General features: G+C 36.6%; 18 protein-coding genes. 17 read left to right on the plus strand and 1 reads right to left on the minus strand.

The features are described 5' to 3' along the window. Positions 1-68 precede the first annotated feature (68 nt). From HF990_RS00310 to HF990_RS00340, 7 genes are all read left to right on the plus strand, one after another. The gene (locus HF990_RS00310; RefSeq protein WP_016836811.1) at positions 69-335 is read left to right on the plus strand and encodes a YlmC/YmxH family sporulation protein; all 267 of its coding nucleotides are present in this window, start codon (positions 69-71) and stop codon (positions 333-335) included. Beyond that, positions 332-1,114, plus strand: a complete 783-nt coding sequence (locus HF990_RS00315) for a hypothetical protein (protein ID WP_016836812.1) — start codon at positions 332-334, stop codon at positions 1,112-1,114. Before HF990_RS00310 ends, HF990_RS00315 begins: the two co-directional genes overlap by 4 nt. Next, on the plus strand, positions 1,108-1,704 hold the full coding sequence (locus tag HF990_RS00320; RefSeq protein WP_016836813.1) for a dipicolinate synthase subunit B: 597 nt from the start codon (positions 1,108-1,110) through the stop codon (positions 1,702-1,704). The genes HF990_RS00315 and HF990_RS00320 overlap by 7 nt, the downstream gene beginning before the upstream one ends. Positions 1,705-1,796: 92 nt before the next feature. Further along, positions 1,797-2,834, plus strand: coding sequence for an aspartate-semialdehyde dehydrogenase (locus HF990_RS00325; protein WP_168411717.1), 1,038 nt, complete (start codon positions 1,797-1,799; stop codon positions 2,832-2,834). A 12-nt stretch (positions 2,835-2,846) separates the two neighbouring features. Continuing rightward, a complete protein-coding gene (gene dapA / locus HF990_RS00330; protein WP_016836815.1) occupies positions 2,847-3,728 on the plus strand; it encodes a 4-hydroxy-tetrahydrodipicolinate synthase in 882 nt (293 codons plus the stop codon). 167 nt (positions 3,729-3,895) lie between these two features. Further along, positions 3,896-5,563, plus strand: coding sequence for a ribonuclease J (locus HF990_RS00335; protein ID WP_016836816.1), 1,668 nt, complete (start codon positions 3,896-3,898; stop codon positions 5,561-5,563). Positions 5,564-5,661: 98 nt separating this feature from the next. Continuing rightward, positions 5,662-7,959 (plus strand): FtsK/SpoIIIE family DNA translocase, encoded by a 2,298-nt coding sequence (locus HF990_RS00340; RefSeq protein ID WP_168411718.1) that lies wholly within the window; start codon positions 5,662-5,664, stop codon positions 7,957-7,959. A 104-nt stretch (positions 7,960-8,063) separates the two neighbouring features. Here HF990_RS00340 and HF990_RS00345 read toward each other — a convergent pair whose 3' ends face one another. After that, positions 8,064-8,642, minus strand: a complete 579-nt coding sequence (locus HF990_RS00345; protein WP_168411719.1) for a GNAT family N-acetyltransferase — start codon at positions 8,640-8,642, stop codon at positions 8,064-8,066. Positions 8,643-8,733: 91 nt separating this feature from the next. Between HF990_RS00345 and pdxR the strand changes: the two genes are divergently transcribed. The 10 genes from pdxR to recA all read left to right on the plus strand — a co-directional run bounded on the left by pdxR (position 8,734) and on the right by recA (position 18,986). Beyond that, positions 8,734-10,098, plus strand: a complete 1,365-nt coding sequence (pdxR, locus tag HF990_RS00350; protein WP_168411720.1) for a MocR-like pyridoxine biosynthesis transcription factor PdxR — start codon at positions 8,734-8,736, stop codon at positions 10,096-10,098. A 230-nt stretch (positions 10,099-10,328) separates the two neighbouring features. Continuing rightward, the gene (gene yfmF / locus HF990_RS00355; RefSeq protein ID WP_168411721.1) at positions 10,329-11,591 is read left to right on the plus strand and encodes an EF-P 5-aminopentanol modification-associated protein YfmF; all 1,263 of its coding nucleotides are present in this window, start codon (positions 10,329-10,331) and stop codon (positions 11,589-11,591) included. Further along, on the plus strand, positions 11,591-12,883 hold the full coding sequence (gene yfmH, locus HF990_RS00360) for an EF-P 5-aminopentanol modification-associated protein YfmH (RefSeq protein WP_168411722.1): 1,293 nt from the start codon (positions 11,591-11,593) through the stop codon (positions 12,881-12,883). The genes yfmF and yfmH overlap by 1 nt, the downstream gene beginning before the upstream one ends. Next, entirely contained in the window at positions 12,880-13,608 is a 729-nt protein-coding gene (ymfI, locus tag HF990_RS00365; protein WP_016836822.1) for an elongation factor P 5-aminopentanone reductase, read from the plus strand. Before yfmH ends, ymfI begins: the two co-directional genes overlap by 4 nt. Before the next feature lie 44 nt (positions 13,609-13,652). After that, positions 13,653-13,910: a DUF3243 domain-containing protein gene (locus HF990_RS00370; protein ID WP_016836823.1), complete on the plus strand. Its 258-nt coding sequence runs from the start codon at positions 13,653-13,655 to the stop codon at positions 13,908-13,910. A gap of 285 nt (positions 13,911-14,195) precedes the next feature. After that, on the plus strand, positions 14,196-14,975 hold the full coding sequence (locus HF990_RS00375) for a DUF3388 domain-containing protein (protein WP_016836824.1): 780 nt from the start codon (positions 14,196-14,198) through the stop codon (positions 14,973-14,975). A gap of 18 nt (positions 14,976-14,993) precedes the next feature. Then, positions 14,994-15,890 (plus strand): helix-turn-helix domain-containing protein, encoded by an 897-nt coding sequence (locus HF990_RS00380; RefSeq protein ID WP_184656202.1) that lies wholly within the window; start codon positions 14,994-14,996, stop codon positions 15,888-15,890. A gap of 51 nt (positions 15,891-15,941) precedes the next feature. Beyond that, positions 15,942-16,520: a CDP-diacylglycerol--glycerol-3-phosphate 3-phosphatidyltransferase gene (pgsA, locus tag HF990_RS00385; protein ID WP_016836826.1), complete on the plus strand. Its 579-nt coding sequence runs from the start codon at positions 15,942-15,944 to the stop codon at positions 16,518-16,520. Positions 16,521-16,533: 13 nt separating this feature from the next. Continuing rightward, positions 16,534-17,787: a competence/damage-inducible protein A gene (locus HF990_RS00390; RefSeq protein ID WP_168411723.1), complete on the plus strand. Its 1,254-nt coding sequence runs from the start codon at positions 16,534-16,536 to the stop codon at positions 17,785-17,787. Between the two features lie 137 nt (positions 17,788-17,924). After that, positions 17,925-18,986, plus strand: a complete 1,062-nt coding sequence (gene recA / locus HF990_RS00395) for a recombinase RecA (protein WP_016836828.1) — start codon at positions 17,925-17,927, stop codon at positions 18,984-18,986. Positions 18,987-19,510: the final 524 nt, after the last annotated feature.

Consider the following 19,510-nt stretch of genomic DNA (forward strand, 5'->3'; position numbering starts at 1 on the left):
AAACTTGATGGGCACCTAACGGATTTTTCATGCATATAGTACTAATAAGCTCATGGAGGAGGGAAATGATGCTATTATCAGAGCTTGCTGAAAAGGAATTAATCGAAATGGAAAATGGAGTTCGTTACGGCTATCTATCTGAGACGGAATGCATCTTTGATCCTAAAACAGGAAAAATTTTAGGGTTTGAATTAATAGAACCTTCCCGTTTACCGTTCCAGAAAAAAAAATCAACGACGGCATTATTTATTCCTTGGGAAGAAATACATCTCATTGGGGAAGACCGTATTTTATTTCGAAAAACAACGAGTACAAGAAGGCATTATGACCAATGACGAACGAAAAATGGCTTGTAATTGGAACGGATGAGCGATTGAAAATTCTTGCAAAAATGTTATCAAATCCAGAGAGGACTGTTTACTACAAAAGCAAAACAAATTGGGATCATGAACTAAACCATCTTTCGTTATCTATACAACCGGACTATGTCGTATTACCAATCCAGCCACTAAAAGTGGAAGTACCTGCTGTTTTAGGTATAACGAATGCGACTATTTTTAGTGGGAAGACAAATGAAGAATGGAAAGAAATTTTAAATGAAAATCAAATTTACTATTATTTAGAGGATGAAGAGTTTATTTGGCAAAATGCTCTTCTTACAGCAGAAGCTTTTGTAGCAACTTTCTATAATACGAAACATGCGATTTCTGGAAAAAGATTTATTATTACTGGATTTGGTCGTGTAGCAAAAACGCTTGGACATTTATTGAGAAGTATTGGGGCTGAAGTGGTTATTGCTGTAAGGTCGGATGTTCAATTGAATGAAGCGAAAGCTTTCCGTTTCGAATCTGTATATTTAGCTGATGTGGGAGAAATAGAAGCGGATTATTTTATTAATACAATTCCTGCTAGATGGCTAGATGCAAGTGTGAAAGAAAAAATTAACATGCCGATTTATGATTTAGCTTCCTACCCAGGTTGCTTAAAAGATGATGTAGAACGTGATCATTATGAATTATTACCAGCATTACCTGGGAAATATTTCCCGCATGATGCGGCGAAAATTTTGTATAATTCGATTGTTGGCCAATTAAGGAGGAGAAAATCTTGCTGAAAGGTAAAAGAATTGGGCTTGGCATTACCGCTTCCCATTGCACATATGAGGATGTCGTACCAAAAATAAAAGATCTTCGCGATGCAGGTGCGACAGTCATTCCGATTGTAACCCATTCGGTATTAACAGCTGTCACACGCTTCGGAACAGGAGAGGAATGGGTGAAAAAAATTGAGGAACTATCTGGTGAAAAGGTAGTTTCCACTATTGTAGAAGCAGAACCGTTTGGACCAAAAAATCCTCTGGATTGTATGGTCATTGCGCCAATGACAGGAAATTCCATCAGTAAATTCGCCAATGCTGCGACTGACAGCCCTGTGCTAATGGCTGCAAAAGCAACTTTAAGAAACGGAAATCCTGTAGTATTAGGAATTTCTACAAATGATGCGCTAGGTTTAAATGGTGTCAACATTATGAAACTATTAAACTCAAAAAACATTTACTTTATTCCTTTCGGGCAAGATGATCCATTTAATAAACCAACTTCATTAATTGCAGATTTCACAAAAATGGTAGATACTGTCGTGCATGCAATTTACTACAAAAAGCAGCTTCAACCGTTATTTATTCAGTACCATAAAGAAAATTAATTTTTATCACACAATTCAGTAAAATTGTGATAAAATTTTCATCATTATATAAGGATTATATGGTTTAAATGTATTAGGAGGAGATTTATAGAATGTCGAAGCTATTAACAGTAGCGATTGTAGGTGCAACAGGTGCAGTCGGTACAAAAATGAAAGAACAATTACTAAAAAGAAATTTTCCAATTAAAGATATAAAGTTTTTAGCCTCTGCCAAATCTGCAGGAAAAGAAATAGAATTTGGCGGAAAAATGTACAAAATTGAGGAAGCTACTCCTGAAGCTTTCGAAGGGGTAGATGTGGCGCTATTTTCTGCAGGAGGGTCTGTTTCCGCAAAACTTGCTCCTGAGGCGGTAAAACGTGGAGCGGTTGTAATTGATAATACAAGTCATTTCCGTATGGATCCGGATGTGCCTTTAGTGGTGCCGGAAGTCAATCGCGAAGACTTAAAGAAACATAATGGAATCATCGCTAATCCAAACTGTTCAACAATTCAAATGGTTGTAGCATTGCAACCTATTCGACAAAAATTAGGTTTAAAGAGAATTATCGTTTCCACTTATCAAGCAGTTTCTGGTTCAGGGATGTCTGCCATCGAAGAACTTCGCGAACAAAGCAAGTATTGGGATGACAGAAAAGATATAGAAGCGAAGGTATTACCAGTAAAATCTGAAACTAAACATTATCCAATTGCTTATAATGTTCTCCCTCAAATCGATGTGTTCACAGAAAATGGATTTACTAAAGAAGAAATGAAAATGATTAACGAAACAAAAAAGATTATGCATTTACCAAATTTACATGTGGCAGCAACATGTGTACGTGTACCGGTTGTGAACGGTCACTCTGAATCTGTGTATATCGAAGTTGAAAAAGAGGCAAGTGTACAAGATATCTATAATATTTTAAAAGGCGCACCTGGCGTTGTGTTGCAAGACGATTTAAATAATCAAGTTTATCCAATGCCTCTTTATACTGAAGGGGAAGACCCAGTGTATGTAGGAAGAATTCGAAAAGATTTATATCATCCAAACGGTTTCCACCTATGGGTTGTCGCAGATAACCTGTTGAAAGGAGCTGCCTTAAACTCAATCCAAATCGCTGAAGCAATGCTAGAGGATAACTTACTATAAGGGGTGTTAGATTTGGATTTAGGTAGAATCGCTACTGCCATGGTTACACCGTTTCAAGAAAATGGTGATATTGACTTTGAGGCGGTGGAGAGACTCATTGAATATCTTCTTGCGAATGGAACCGATTCGATTGTCGTTTGTGGAACAACTGGAGAATCACCTACTCTATCAACTGAAGAAAAACTTCAGTTGATTCGGTTTACGGTTGAAAAGGTGAACAAACGGGTGCCTGTCATTGCAGGAACAGGCTCCAATAATACGAAACAAACAATTGAGCTAACTAAAAAAATAGAGAGCCTCGGAGTTGACGGGGTTATGTTGGTGGCTCCCTACTACAATAAACCTAATCAAAAAGGACTTTATGCACATTTTGAGGCAGTAGCAGAAGAAACAACATTACCAATTGTTGTGTATAATGTGCCAGGGCGCACGAGTTCGAATATTGAAGCAGCCACAACAATTGCATTAAGTAAAATACCTAATATCCAAGTCGTAAAAGAAGCGAGCGGTAATTTAGATCAAATATCTGAAATACTAGCAAATACTCATGATAAATTTCTCGTTTATAGCGGAGACGATGCGTTAACACTACCGCTGTTGGCAATTGGAGGTCGAGGTGTCATATCCGTTGCTTCGCATATCGTTGGAAACGAAATGCAGGCGATGATTCAAGCTTTTGAAGAAGGAAGACACGCATTTGCAGCGAAAATGCATCAAACGCTATTACCTTTGTTTAAGCAACTCTTTAAAAACCCAAATCCGGTTCCGATAAAATACGCAATGAGTAAAGTTGGTTTCCATATTGAAAAAGTTCGATTGCCTTTAGTCGAGATGACTGATGAAGAAAAACAAGAATTTGATCATGTTTGGGAACAAGTGAAGCAAAATATTTGAAGCCTGCTCTCCAAACAATTCTTTTTGAGTTGTTTGGGTGATAGGCTTTTTTTATTTTTAAAATTTACAATATCGAAATACCATTTTTTATTTGTACTTCCTCCCCTCTCACCGTATAATGATAAATAAGTGGTTGTGCGTTCGGGATAATATTAGGAGGAAAGATTGTGATAAAAACAAAAAATGAAGTAATCCGAATCATCCCACTTGGAGGCGTGGGAGAAATCGGGAAATCCATGTACGTTATTGAAATCGATGACGAAGTCTTTATTGTCGATAGCGGTTTAATGTTTCCAGAAGATGAAATGCTTGGTATTGACATCGTCATCCCTGACTTTACTTATTTGGAAGAAAACAAAGATCGGATTAAAGGAATATTTCTTACTCATGGTCATGAAGATGCAATTGGTTCTATTGCCTATGTATTGCAAAAAATTAATGCACCTGTGTACGGATCGAAATTAACAATTGCTCTTGCTAAGGAACATTTGAAAGAATTACCTGCTCCACATCAAGTGAAATTCTTCGAAGTAACAAACAAAAGTCGCATGAACTTTCAATCGACTTATGTAACCTTCTTCCATACAACACATAGCATTCCTGACTCTTTAGGAATTGTGTTCCATACTTCTGAAGGGGCAATTGTGCACACAGGAGAATTTAAATTTGACCAATCTGCAAAAGGAAAATTTAAACCAGATCTTGCCAAAATGGCTCAATTAGGTGAAGAAGGAGTATTTATTTTACTTTCAGAATCAACAGAAGCAGAGCGACCAGGGTATACGACGAGTGAAACGGTAATTGAGGAAAGGTTAGCGAAATTCTTCCATTCTGCACCTGCTCGTATCATTGTTGCAGTATATGCTTCAAATTTTATCCGCATTCAACAAGTATTTAACCAGGCACAAAAATCAAATCGTAAAGTAGCTATCGTTGGGAAAAGCCTCGAAAAAGTCATCGATATTGGAGTAAAACTTGGATATTTATCCATAGACGAAAACACATTAATTCCTGTTTCAGAAATTAATCAATATGAAGATGATGAATTAATTATTATTGTGACAAGCAATCAAGGAGAACCTTTAGATGCCCTTGATAAAATTGTACGAAAACAACATCGCGATATTCGAATAAAAGAAACAGATACTGTATTAATTACTTTCACGCCGTCACCAGGAATGGAAGTGCAGATGTCAAATGCCATGAACAATCTTGCGAAAGCTGGTGCAACGGTATTGGCAGCCGATAAAAAAGTCCATGTATCTGGGCACGGTAGCCAAGAAGATTTAAAACTAATGTTAAACTTAATGAAACCAAAATATTTTATCCCGATCCAAGGCGAATACCGAATGTTAATTGCACATTCCAAATTAGCACAGCAAGTTGGAATTGATAAATCGCGCATTTTTATTGCGGATAAAGGCGATGTTGTGGAATATCGAAATGGTAAAATGCGCATAAGCGGCCGCGTACAAGCAGGAAATGTCCTTATTGACGGAAGCGGTATCGGTGACGTTGGAAATATCGTTTTGCGTGACAGAAAACTGCTCTCCCAAGACGGTATATTCATCGTTGTCGTAACCTTAAACCGTGCCCAAAAGCGAATTGCTTCAGGACCAGAAATTATTTCTCGCGGATTTGTTTACGTTCGTGAATCTGAAGAACTAATTTCAGAAGCGACGGAAATTGCCCGTGAATGTATTGAAAAATATGTAAGCAAAGACACGTTCGAATGGACAAATATTAAACAAGAAATCCGAGAAACGCTAAATGCTTATTTATTCCAAAAAACAAAACGACGACCAATGATTATCCCGATTATCATGGAATATTAAGCTAGACTAGATAAGACAGGATTTTCTTCACCGTACAGCGGTTAAGGAAATCCTGTTTCTCATACTGATGATTGTTTCTTGTAGAGTAGGTGAACAATATGGCGAGGAAGAAAACGAAAGCGAAAACAAAAGCAAAGGCTGGCATTTCTCCCCTTTATTTTGAAATCATCGGATTAATTTTAATTGGCTTTGCCATCATCATCTTTTTTGAATATGGTTTTGTAGGTCGAATGGTGCAAAGTATTTCGATGTTTTTTTTCGGTAATCTTTACTTCGCAGTGCCAACATTCCTCTTTTTATTCGCAATATTATTGATGATTAAGCGAGAAAAAATCCCATTTACCGATCGCGTTTTACTCGGTGCGATGATGATGATTTTCAGTTTATCCATTTTTAGTCATAGTGTTTTGTTTGATGAATTATATAAGCGGGATGCGTTGGAATCTCAATCAGTATTGAAAGAAACTTGGCGAATAATGATTAGTGATGAGGGCATTCAAAATAGAAGCAATGCGCTTGGCGGTGGAATGATTGGTGCGTTTTTGTTTAGTATGTTTCACATTTTATTCGGTGCAACTGGAGCGAAAGTGGTAGCAATTCTATTATTTTTCATTGGAATTGTTTTAGTCACAGGAAAAGCTTTTGTACCGATGATTGCTGAAAAAATTCCAAACTTCAAATTAAAATTACCGAAAAAGAAAAAACGTAAACGCCGTTCATTAAATAAAGACGAGAATAAGCGTAAACGAGAGAAATCTGAAGAACAAACAGCATTAAAAGAGATGGCGGCAACAAGTGAAGAATCGGTTCCATTATTGTTAGTGGAAGATGATGAAGATGATGAACCAATCATTTCTGATTTTACTCAAAATATTCAAAAAGAGCAGAAACTAGCGCAAGAAGTACAAGAAGACGATATACAGGATACAATTGAAGATACAATTCAACAATCCGTTGAAAACAACGTGGAAAATCAAGATTACCGGTTGCCGCCTATGACTTTATTAAATGTCCCTCCAGAGCATGATCAAAGCGGCGAATATTCTATCATTCAAGCGAACGCAAAAAAACTTGAGCAAACGCTTTTAAGTTTTGGCGTAAAGGCAAAAGTAGTGCAAGTTCATTTAGGTCCAGCCGTAACAAAATATGAAGTGATGCCAGACGTTGGAGTAAAAGTTAGTCGAATTGTCAATTTACAAGATGACTTAGCTCTTGCACTTGCAGCAAAAGATATTCGAATGGAAGCGCCGATTCCAGGAAAATCAGCCATCGGTATCGAAGTGCCAAATAGTGAAGTGGCAGTTGTAACGCTGAGAGAAGTTTTAGAGTCAAAAGAAAATAACAAACCGGATGCTAAACTGTTGATTGGATTTGGTCGAGATATTGCTGGACAAGCAATCTTAGCTGAATTAAATAAAATGCCTCACTTGCTTGTTGCAGGTTCAACCGGAAGTGGGAAAAGTGTATGTATTAACGGCATCATCATCTCGATTTTAATGCGAGCAAAACCACATGAAGTGAAAATGATGTTAATTGACCCGAAAATGGTTGAGCTCAATGTTTATAATGGAATTCCACATTTGTTAGCGCCTGTTGTTACGAACCCGAAAAAAGCCTCACAAGCCTTGCAAAAGGTTGTGAGTGAAATGGAAAGACGTTACGATTTATTCTCTCATACTGGAACGAGAAATATAAAAGGGTACAACAGCTACGTAGAGCGCTACAACAAAGAGCATGAAGAGCAATTATCAAAATTACCTTATATCGTTGTCATTATTGACGAGTTAGCAGATTTAATGATGGTAGCTTCCCACGATGTGGAAGATGCCATTACGAGACTTGCACAAATGGCTCGTGCAGCAGGAATTCACTTAATTATCGCAACTCAACGGCCATCTGTTGATGTCATTACTGGAGTCATCAAAGCAAATATCCCATCTCGAATTGCCTTCGCTGTATCAAGTACTGTCGATTCAAGAACTATTCTTGATACAGGCGGAGCAGAGCGCCTCTTAGGTCGAGGGGATATGTTGTTTATGCCAGCAGGTACTTCCAAACCAATACGTGTTCAAGGGGCATTTGTTTCTGATGAGGAAGTACAAGCGGTAGTAGATTATGTCATTGCTCAACAAAAAGCCCAATATGATGAAACGATGATTCCAACTGATGAACCAGATGATCAATCTTTTGAAGAAGAAACAGACGAGCTTTATGATGAAGCGGTGAAATTAGTGGTGGAAATGCAATCTGCATCCATTTCTATGCTGCAACGTCGTTTTCGAATTGGTTATTCCCGCGCAGCAAGAATTGTTGACCAAATGGAAGCTCGCGGTGTAGTTGGCCCACCTGATGGCAGCCGTCCAAGACAAGTATTAATCTCGAGTATACAGGAATAATAAGCGATTCATTCAATGCTCTCTATTAGGATGACGGATTCAATCGTTGACCTAATCGAGAGCATTTTTATTTTATTCTTCATTGTGAAAACTAGTAGGATACATTACGACAACAAATGCTGAAGAAATTGTTCTTTTACGTTTAACCATTCTTCATTTGTAATACTATACATGACCGTATGTCGAATGCTTCCATCTCTTCGAATCATATGATTTCGAAAAACTCCTTCTTTTACTGCTCCAATTCGTTCAATTGCTTTTTGGGATCGTATATTTTGATGACCTGTCTTTAGTTGAACCCGATTTAACTTTAATTGTTCAAAGCAATACGTAAGTAACAAAAACTTGCAATTTGTATTAATCGGCGTATGCCATACAGAAGGATTGATCCATGTGTTACCAATTTCTAATCTTTTATGCTCCAGCGATATATCTAAAAAGGAAGTGCAACCCACAATTTTGTTTGTTTTTTTATCGATGATGACAAACATATAGGAAACTTTTAAATTGCGTTCAGCAATTGCGTTTTTAACATATTGTTCAACTGCTTTTTTCGTCGTTAAAGATACTTGCATATGTTCCCAAATACGCTCATCTCTTCCAGCTTCCGCAATAGATTCAATATCGGTTAATTCAATTGGACGAAGTAAGACAATATCGTTTTCTAGTATTATATTTTTCATTTGAACAACCTCCTTTATTGCTATTAAAAGCTTCATTTGATACTTTTGAAATAACCAAATACTGAATTTTTTATCATACCAGGAGGTTGAAATGGAGTTACAATTTCAGTTTCCCGAGACGACGCCAAAATATATTGCGATATATGAACAGCTAAAAGAAAAAATCATTACGAAACAACTTAGGGCTAATGAAAAATTACCTTCAAAAAGAAAGCTTGCAGAGCAATTGAACATTAGCATTCAAACTGTACAAAACGCGTATGAACAATTGCTAAGTGAAGGATACATTTATAGTGTAGAACGCTCAGGCTATTTTATTTCAGAATATAATGGTGATTGGTGTCACATAGTTGTAAAAGATAAACCTTCGATTGAATTGATTGAGGAGAACTCAATCTATAATTTAAAAAATGGGCAAGTAGATGCAGAGGCTTTTCCATACAAGGTATGGCAAAAACTATATAAAACTCAATTACAAAAATTCCCTGCACACGCTAGTCCTTGGCAAGGTGAAAGAACGTTGCGTAAAAATATTGCAAATTATTTACACATCGCTAGAGGAATTGAATGTGAACCTGAACAAATCTTTGTTTTTAGTGGTACACAGCAACAGTTACAAGCATTATGCATCTTTTTTGGCAACATTCCAGTTGCAATTGAAGAGCCTGGATTTTATAGAGCAAATATTATTTTTCAACAAATGAAATATAACATTGAATATGTAAGAACTGATCATTACGGTGCCACCATCCCAACGAACAGAGTAAAATTATACTATGTGACTCCTGCTCATCAGTTTCCGTTAGGGGCCGTTATGCCAATTGAGCGAAAAGCTCAATTACTTCAATGGGCACAGGCAACAAATGCCTATATTATTGAGGATGATTACGATGCAGAATTTCGTTATAAAGGGTTGCCCATTCCTCCACTAGCTAATATGGATCAGCTACAGCGCGTCATTTATTTCGGTACTTTTTCAAAAACCCTTTTACCATCGATTCGCATGAGCTATATGGTGCTGCCAATTTCCCTTGCTGTTGATTTCCAAAACTTTTATCAGCATCAAAAATCAACTGTGTCGAGAATTGATCAACTTGTTGTGGCTGAATTTATGGAATCTGGTTATTTTGTAAAACATATTGAAAAAATGCGCACACTGTATAGAAAAAAATGGAAAACATTAATAGAAGCATTACAAGTTTATTTAACGGATGAATATAAAATTTTCGGCGATACAGCAGGACTGCATATCGTCATACAATTACCTCCATGGTTATCTGAGAAACGTGCTGTACAAATTGCTCTTGAAAAAGGAATTGATATTGATCCGGTCTCAAAATATTATCAAACAACTACACCTCAAAACCTAGTCATGATAGGATTTGGTGCCATCCCTTTAGAAAAGATTCATCCTGTCATACAAACATTAGCTGATGGTTGGTTACAATCGCGGTAATGGAAGAATCTACTATACTACAATCTTCAAAAAATTCTTCATTAAGCCATATGTAATGCTAAAAGGAAAATTTTCTATTAAAATGAAAATGTTGTACATAAACTGTTCCTTTGCATGTATAGTAGTAATAGTAGTTAATTGGGTATATTTCTGAATAATAAACGAGCCTCTTGAGAAAATTATTTTTATGAGGCATATACACAATATATGGGAAGTCAGGAGGAATTTTTTTGTTTCAAACGACGAAATTAGCGGAGGGCGTTTCGCTACATATAAGAAAAACGACACAATTTAAGACGGTGAATTTCTCTTTTAAGTTTAGGACACCTTTAACGACAAAAGTGGCAGCTGAGCGAGCTGTTCTTTCAAACGTATTACAACATAGCAATGAGCGGTATAAAAAATCAGCAGAGTTTCGCAGTTATTTAGATGATTTATATGGTACGATGCTTTATTTCGACGTATCGAAACGCGGTGCGGAACATACTGTAGTGTTGAACGTAGAAACGGTAAATGATCAATATTTATCGAATCATCCTGTTTTAAATGATGTGATTGGCTTATTACAAACAGTTATTTTCCATCCAAATATGGAAAACGGACAATTTGTTCCATCGATCGTCGAACGGGAGAAACAAATTGTTATCCAACGAATTGAATCAATTTTTGACGATAAAACTCGCTATGCTCAACAACGGTTAACACAAATTTTACGTCCGAATCATCCTGCATCTATTCCAGCAAGCGGCTCAATTGAAGCGGTAAAGGAAGTAACTCCGGAGTCGCTGACAGAGGCTTATTATTCCATGATTCATAACGACAAAATTGACATATACGTAGCAGGAGATATCGACACGGAAGAAATTCAAGAAAAAATGAAAAAAGCTTTCCAGTTTAAAGATCGAACTCCTCAACAACTAAATTACAATGAGGAATCAAAACCTGAGAAAGATTATGTAAAAGAGTTTCAAGATATGAAGCAAGGGAAGCTGCATATTGGCTTTAGCACACCGGTGAAATTTGGCGATCCAGATTTTCCTAAAATGCAAATTTTCAACGGTGTATTTGGCGGATATGCCCACTCGAAACTATTTATGAATGTCCGTGAGCGTGAAAGTTTAGCATATTACGCTTCCAGTTCCTATTCGCCTCATTACGGTCTACTTTTCGTTGTTTCAGGAATTGAACCAAGCAACGAGAAAAAGGCAATTGATATTATTTTTGAACAGTTAGAAGACATGAAAAAAGGAAATATTTCCGATTTAGAATTGAATCAAACGCGGGCGATGTTGACAAATCAATTGAGAGAAGCGTTGGATTTAGCTCGTGGTCAAATTGATATATTTGATCAATATAAAGATTTAGATGAAGAATTTTCTGTAGAATTGTGGAAGGAACGTTGGAATAAAGTGACAAAAGATGATTTAAAACAAATGGCATCTCAAATTCAACATGAAGCAACATATTTCTTATGCGGAAAGGAGGCGAAATAATGGAAACGATTGAATTTCAACAATTAGATGAAACGTTATATTATAAAAAATTATCCAATGGACTTGATGTATATATATTGCCAAAAAAGGGATTCTCTAAAACTTTCGTAACTTTTACTACAAAATATGGATCCATTGATCGTACCTTTACGCCAATCGGAGAATCGGAGCGTATCACAGTTCCAGATGGCATCGCCCATTTTCTTGAACATAAAATGTTTGAAAAAGAAGAAGGCGATGTATTCCAAAAGTTCAGTGAAAGAGGAGCGTCTGCAAACGCATTTACTTCTTTTACAAGAACAGCTTATTTATTTTCTGCAACGGTTAATATTTTCGAAAATACGGAAACATTGTTAGACTTCGTGCAACAACCGTATTTTACTGAAAAAACGGTAGAAAAAGAAAAAGGAATTATTGGGCAAGAAATCACAATGTATGATGACCAACCGGATTGGCGACTGTATTTTGGTGCAATTGAAAATATGTATCACAATCATCCTGTAAAAATTGATATCGCTGGAACGATTGAATCCATTGATCAAATTACAGCTGAACATTTATATACTTGCTATAATACGTTTTATCATCCTTCCAACATGTTGTTATTTATTGTTGGAAATGTGGATCCAAAAGAAATGATGAATTTTATTGAAGAAAACCAAAATAAAAAGTCCTTTAAAGAAGCACCTGAAATTGATCGCTATTTTGAAGAAGAACCACTTGATGTTGCAGTAAAAGAGCGAGAAATCAAAATGGATGTTCAACAGCCGAAAGTGTATGTCGGACTGAAAGCGAAGGAGACAAATTTGAGTGGGGAAGAAATGCTCAAACATGAACTCGCTGTACAAATTGGTTTAGAATGTTTATTTGGTCGAGCATCCGAATTTTATACAGATGTTTACGAAAACGGATTAATTGATGAGTCCTTTGCTTACGATTTTACTTTAGAGAAGGGATTTGGATTCGCTTTAGTCGGCTCAGATTCACCGGATCCTGATGCACTCGTCGAAAAAATATTGCATACCGTTAATCATGCAAACAAAATTTTCAATGAAGAGGCGATTGAACGCATAAAACGAAAAAAAATCGGCTTCTTCTTAAGAGCGTTAAATTCTTTAGAATATATTGCAAACCAATTTACAAGATATAAATTTAATGATATGAATTTGTTTGATGCAGTTCCTGTAATTGAAAAAATCACATTGGAAGATGTGAAAGAAGCTTTTCAATCCATTCAAGGCGAATCTCAACAAACGACATTCAAAATTTTACCGACAAGGAGCCCGCAATGAAAAAATTTGCACTTGTAATTGGAGCTTCCGGTGCAATCGGTAGTGCGATTGTAAAGCGTCTAGCTAAAGATGGCTGGTCGCTTTATTTGCATTATTTTAAAAATCGTGAAAAAGTGGAGCATTTAGTAGATGATTTGAATACTGCTTATCCTCACTTGGAATTCATCCCGGTACAAGCGGATTTCTCCGTTGATGATGGGGCAGAACAATTGGTCAATCAAATTTATTCTATTCAAGCGGTCATTTTTGCCGGTGGTACCGCATATTATGGTCTACTTGAAGATACCCCTTCAAGCGTTATCGATCAACTATGGAAAGAGCATGTACAAAACCCCATTCGACTTGTTGCACTTTTATCAAAAAAATTGCGTCAACATGATATTAGTTATATTATGTTTATCGGTTCTATTTGGGGAGAAGCTGGAGCTGCTTATGAAACTGTGTATGCCACAGTAAAAGGTGCTCAACATGCTTTCGTGAAAGCATATGCAAAAGAAGCAGCCTATCAAGGGATTTTAGTAAATGCGATTGCACCTGGTATCATCAATACGGAAATGAATTATCATTTGTCGGAAGAAGAAAAACAGGAAATTTATAATGAGATTCCACTTCATCGCATGGGGGAACCTGAGGAAGTTGCGAATATGGTCTCCTTTTACATTAGTGGACAGGCAGATTATGTCACAGGCCAAATTATACGTTTAAATGGTGGTTGGTACATATAATGAACGTTGCTTGTCCATACTAATGATGAAAAGGAGGAGATAATATGGAAATATTACAAAACTGGGAACGATGGAAATCATTTCTTGGACAACAAGTAGAAAATGCAAAAAATATGGGCTTGTCTGATAACACAATTGAAAAAACAGCGGTCCAAATCGGCGAATATTTAGCGAAAAATGTTGACCCAAAAAATGAACAAGAGAGAGTACTCGCCGATCTATGGTCAGTAGCTAGTGAAAAAGAAAAACATGCACTAGCAAGCTGTGTTATGAAATTAGTCCAAAACAGAAACATTAACTAATGATGGAAACTTTTTTGGTTGTTACTTTTTAACTAAACTATTCATATCATCATCTTGAATAGTATTTTGTTTCCTTTCCGTATGTGTATTTAAAAGGAAAAAGGGGGAAATTTCCTCCTTTTTCTTCATTCCAATTCATCAAAAATTAATGAGTCGTAAAAAGATGAATAATTTTGTCCAATTTAGCATAATTTTGTCGCATTCTAACTTTTCAATACATATAAAATCAGATATGATGAAACTTGTAGGTCATTATTTTCGTTAGAAATAAGGGGACGGTTGTAAATGGGTGAATGGTATTTTGAATATGAAATTCAAGTAAATCGTCCAGGATTGTTAGGTGATATTGCCTCTCTACTTGGTATGCTTAAAGTGAACATTGTAACTATTAATGGTGTAGACGAAGGCCGTCGAGGTTTGTTGTTAAAATCCGAAAATGAGGAATCCATTAGACGTTTTCAATCGATTGTCAACACAATTGATGATATCCGCGTCACAAAATTGCGTGAGCCAAAAGTTCGAGATCGTTTAGCTGTTCGCCATGGTCAATATATTGAAAGAGACGCAGATGAAAAAAATACTTTTCGATTTGTTCGAGATGAACTAGGAATTTTAGTTGACTTCATGGCTGAATTATTTAAAACCGAGGGACATAAGTTAATCGGAATTCGTGGAATGCCTCGAGTAGGCAAGACAGAATCAATTGTTGCAGCGAGTGTCTGTGCTAATAAAAAATGGATATTTTTATCCTCTACTATGATTAAACAAACGATTCGAAAACAATTAATGGGAGATGAATTTAATACAAATAATATTTTTATTCTCGATGGAGTCGTTTCTAGAATGACGACAGATGAAAGGCATTTGCAACTTGTGCGTGAAGTAATGAAAATGCCTAGTGTAAAAGTAATAGAACATCCAGATATCTTTGTAAAACACTCCGAATATAACATTGAAGATTTTGATTATATTATCGAATTACGCCATCATCCAGATGAAGAAATCGTTTATGATGCCATTGAGAAGAATGATACTTTTGCCAATGGGGACTTTTTCTCATTTTAATAATATTAAATAAAGTAGGTGTTATGGTTGACAGAGCTCGGTACTCGCCTAAAAGAAGCAAGATTGTCTAAAGGATATAGTTTAGATGATTTACAAGAGATTACGAAAATACAAAAAAGGTATTTAGTCGGCATTGAAGAAGGAAATTATTCTATTATGCCGGGTACCTTTTACGTACGAGCATTTATCAAGCAATATGCTGAAGCAGTTGGACTCGATCCAGATGAAATTTTTGAGGAATTTAAAAACGAAATTCCTAGTCATCAAACGGAGGAAGTAGCACAATCATTCTCCCAAAGTCCAACTCGTAAAAAATTAAAAACAACATCCACAAATAAATTAATGGAATCTTTGCCTAAATATGTTGTTGCCTTATTTATTATCATCATCATTGCTGTCCTTTGGTTCTTTTTCTCTCAAAGGCCATCAGCTCCAGAAGAACAAGTAACAGAAAATAATACTGAGCCAATTGAATATGAGCAAACAAATGTTGATAATCCTCCAGCAAAGGACGAAAATAAGGCTGGAAATGAGGAAGAGCCTAATAATCAACCAATTGTAGATGAGCAAGAAGATGATGAACAACAAACGCAAGTCATTTCAGAGGGACAAGTGCAACCGGATGGGGTTTCGACTGTTTACGAATTATCAGGAACAGACAAAATGCAAATCCGGGTTGAAGTTTCTGGTGATACTTGGGTAAGCATTCGCGATGCAAATGGTAATGAACAAGTGGATGATCGTGTCTATAAACAAGGAGAAGTAGTAGAACACGATTCATCTGCGAACGGATATGCCCGCATAAGACTTGGTTTCTCTGAAAATGCAAAAGTGTTTGTGAACGATGAAGAAATTCAATACGTTCAAAACTTGAGCGCTCAAAATATCATTATTAAATTTAGCGAGGAACAGTAGTCATCTATTATAGATGACTATTTTCTTTCGCATGAAAGGTTGTAGTAGATAATGAATTTACCGAATAAAATTACTGTTTCCCGCATTTTACTAATTCCTATTTTTGTCATTGTGATGATGTATGATTTTAATTGGGGAACAATGGAATTGTTCGGCGCTGAAATGCCTGTCCATCATTTTGTAGGTGCATTGATATTTATTGTTGCATCGTGTACTGACTGGATCGATGGGTATTTTGCCCGCAAATATAATCTAGTAACAAACTTAGGAAAATTTTTAGATCCCCTTGCTGATAAATTATTAGTCACTTCTGCATTTTTACTGTTAGTGGAATTAGGGCTTGCTCCTGCGTGGGTCATTATCATCATATTAAGCCGTGAATTTGCTGTTACTGGTTTGCGTTCCATTTTGGCCGGTGAAGGAAAAATTGTTGCTGCCAGCAACTTAGGAAAAATAAAAACATGGACGCAAATTGTTGCCATTACTGCACTGTTATTGCACAATACTATTTTTATTATGTTCGGCATACCATTTGATAAGTTGATGCTTTACGTTGCATTATTCTTTACAATTTGGTCCGGTTGGGATTATTTTTATTTAAACCGACAAGTTTTTGTCAATTCCAAATAAGTGAGGGGAAAAGATGAATGCCGAAATTATTGCAGTTGGCTCTGAGTTGCTATTAGGTCAAATTGCCAATACGAATGCAAAATTTATTTCCAGCCAATTATCAGAACTTGGTATTAACGTATATTATCATTCGGTGATTGGCGACAACGGAGGTAGGCTCAAAAAAGCTATTGAAATTGCTGAATCCCGTGCAGATTTAATCATTTTTTCCGGCGGATTAGGACCAACGAAGGACGATTTAACAAAAGAAACGATTGCAGAGCATTTAAATGTGCCTCTCGTTTTCGATGAAAAAGCACTAGAAACAATTGAAAAATTTTTCACTAACCAAGGTAGACCGCTTACAGAAAATAATCGAAAACAAGCTCTAGTTTTACAGGGTAGTGAGGTATTAGTTAATCATCACGGTTTAGCTCCAGGCATGCTGCTTCAAAAGGGAGGACGGACATACATATTATTGCCAGGTCCGCCAAAAGAATTAGAGCCGATGTTTCAATTTGAAGTCAAACCAAAGTTAGCTTCTCTTATCAGCAAAGGAGGAATCATTCTATCTCACGTTCTTCGCTTTTATGGCATAGGAGAAGCAGAATTGGAAACGAAGATTCAACATATTTTAGATGCCCAATCAAATCCAACGATTGCCCCACTAGCTTCTGATGGTGAAGTGACGTTGCGCATTACAGCGAAAGCGGATTCGAAAGCAGAAGCTTGGGAATTAATAAATGAAAAGAAAAGGGAAATTTTATCGATTGTTGGCAAATATAACTATGGTGTTGACGATGATACGCTCGCATCAAAAGCGGTTGAAATGCTGCTTCAAAATAAGTTAACGATTTCAGCTGCTGAAAGTTTAACAGCGGGATTATTTCAATCAGAACTAGCGGAAATCCCTGGCGTTAGCGGCACGCTCGTTGGTGGAATGGTGACTTATACAGAAGAGGCAAAAATCCAACAGCTGGGAATTCCAAAAGAATTGCTCAATCAATATGGTATCGTGAGTAGCGAGTGTGCTGCGAGTATGGCAAGAAATGTTCGTAAAAAGTTTGGTACGGACATTGGCATTGGTTTGACAGGAGCAGCTGGCCCAGAACCACATGACGGAGAGCCGGCAGGAACAATTTGGATTGGCATCGCGATTGGCGAGGATGTAGTGACGAGGAAACTTCAATTGTCTGGACTTCGAAATACCAACCGTTTACGTACCGTCAAATATACGTTGAGTTATTTAATCCGATTGCTTGAGGAAAAAGGATATCAAAAGGTCTAAAAATAAAATTTGAGCCAAAAAAATGGCTCAAATTTTATTTTTGCGAAAATATGTTCGGTTTTTTATTGATTATTTCTCAAAAAAGAAGTATAGTAGAAACAGAACAATACAGATTCGCTTTTTAAGGAGGAAACATTTTGAGTGATCGTAAAGCTGCCTTAGATATGGCGTTAAAACAAATTGAAAAGCAATTCGGTAAAGGCTCCATTATGAAACTCGGTGAAAAAACGGATTTGCAAATTTCGACTGTGCCAAGTGGTTCACTAGCTCTTGATGCAGCCCTTGGTGTAGGGGGATATCCGAGAGGACGTATTATTGAAATTTATGGTCCAGAGTCATCCGGTAAAACTACAGTGGCATTACATGCAATTGCGGAAGTTCAGGCACAAGGTGGACAAGCGGCATTTATTGATGCAGAACACGCATTAGACCCAATTTACGCTCAAAAATTAGGCGTTAATATCGATGAATTAATTCTTTCCCAACCTGATACTGGAGAGCAAGCGTTGGAAATTGCTGAGGCATTAGTGCGAAGCGGTGCAATTGATATTATTGTCATCGATTCTGTAGCGGCATTAGTGCCAAAAGCGGAGATTGAAGGAGAAATGGGCGACTCACACATGGGGTTACAAGCTCGCCTAATGTCTCAAGCTTTACGAAAATTATCTGGGGTCATCAATAAATCAAATACAATCTGCATTTTCATTAACCAAGTTCGTGATAAAATCGGCGTAATGTTTGGCAATCCAGAAACGACACCTGGTGGCCGTGCTTTAAAATTCTATTCTTCCATCCGTTTAGAAGTTCGCCGTGCGGAAACAATTAAACAAGGTAGCGAAATGGTTGGAAGTAAAACAAAAATTAAAGTAGTGAAAAATAAAGTAGCTCCACCATTCCGCACTGCAGAAGTGGATATTATGTTCGGTGAAGGAATTTCGAAAGAAGGCGAAATTGTCGATATTGGTGCAGAGCTAGACATTATTCAGAAGAGCGGTTCCTGGTATTCATACAACGATGAGAGAATTGGACAAGGTCGAGAAAACGTGAAACAATTCTTGAAAGCAAATCCAGAAATTCGCGATGAAATTGCACAAAAAATTCGTGAATCCTTTGGCATGACATCGAATTCCTACATGATTGCAGCTCATGACGATGACGAAGAGCTCGCAGAAGAATTACCGTTATTTGATGAAGAATAATAAACGGTGACGTTCTAAATAGCAGTCTAAAAAAGTAAATAGAAGGTTTGCCCAAAGACTTCATTAAAAGAGCGAATGAGAATTTTTTGATTCTCGTTTGCTCTTTTTCTTTCTCTAGAAAGAGCAGTAATTATTCTTGGTGGAGTTTTGGTTATATTTACATCTTTGAAAATACAAAATTTCATTTATAGATGAATAAAATCAAATGAAAATTGGCAAAATAAGTGAAGGAAATATTTTTTGAAAATAGAAACTTAATATTTCCTATAATTAATATATTTTCCACCAATTTATATCAAAAAAACAGAAAAATTTCCTTAAAATTATCATCAAATAACGAAGTATTGAGAAGCAAAATCAGCCGTCATTAGTGGTGGCAATCCTTGACAGAGCCAATTGTGAACTATACAATTAGACTGTATAATTTTTTTTAATGATAAAATGAAATAGGCAGTATGTTGAGAAAAATTGTCAATATATGAGCCGACTGAAAATGCATGTGATTATAGCAAGAGGAGGTGTTC

It is taken from the genome of Ureibacillus thermosphaericus (assembly GCF_012396605.1).
In the GTDB taxonomy this organism is placed as follows: Bacteria; Bacillota; Bacilli; order Bacillales_A; family Planococcaceae; genus Ureibacillus; species Ureibacillus thermosphaericus.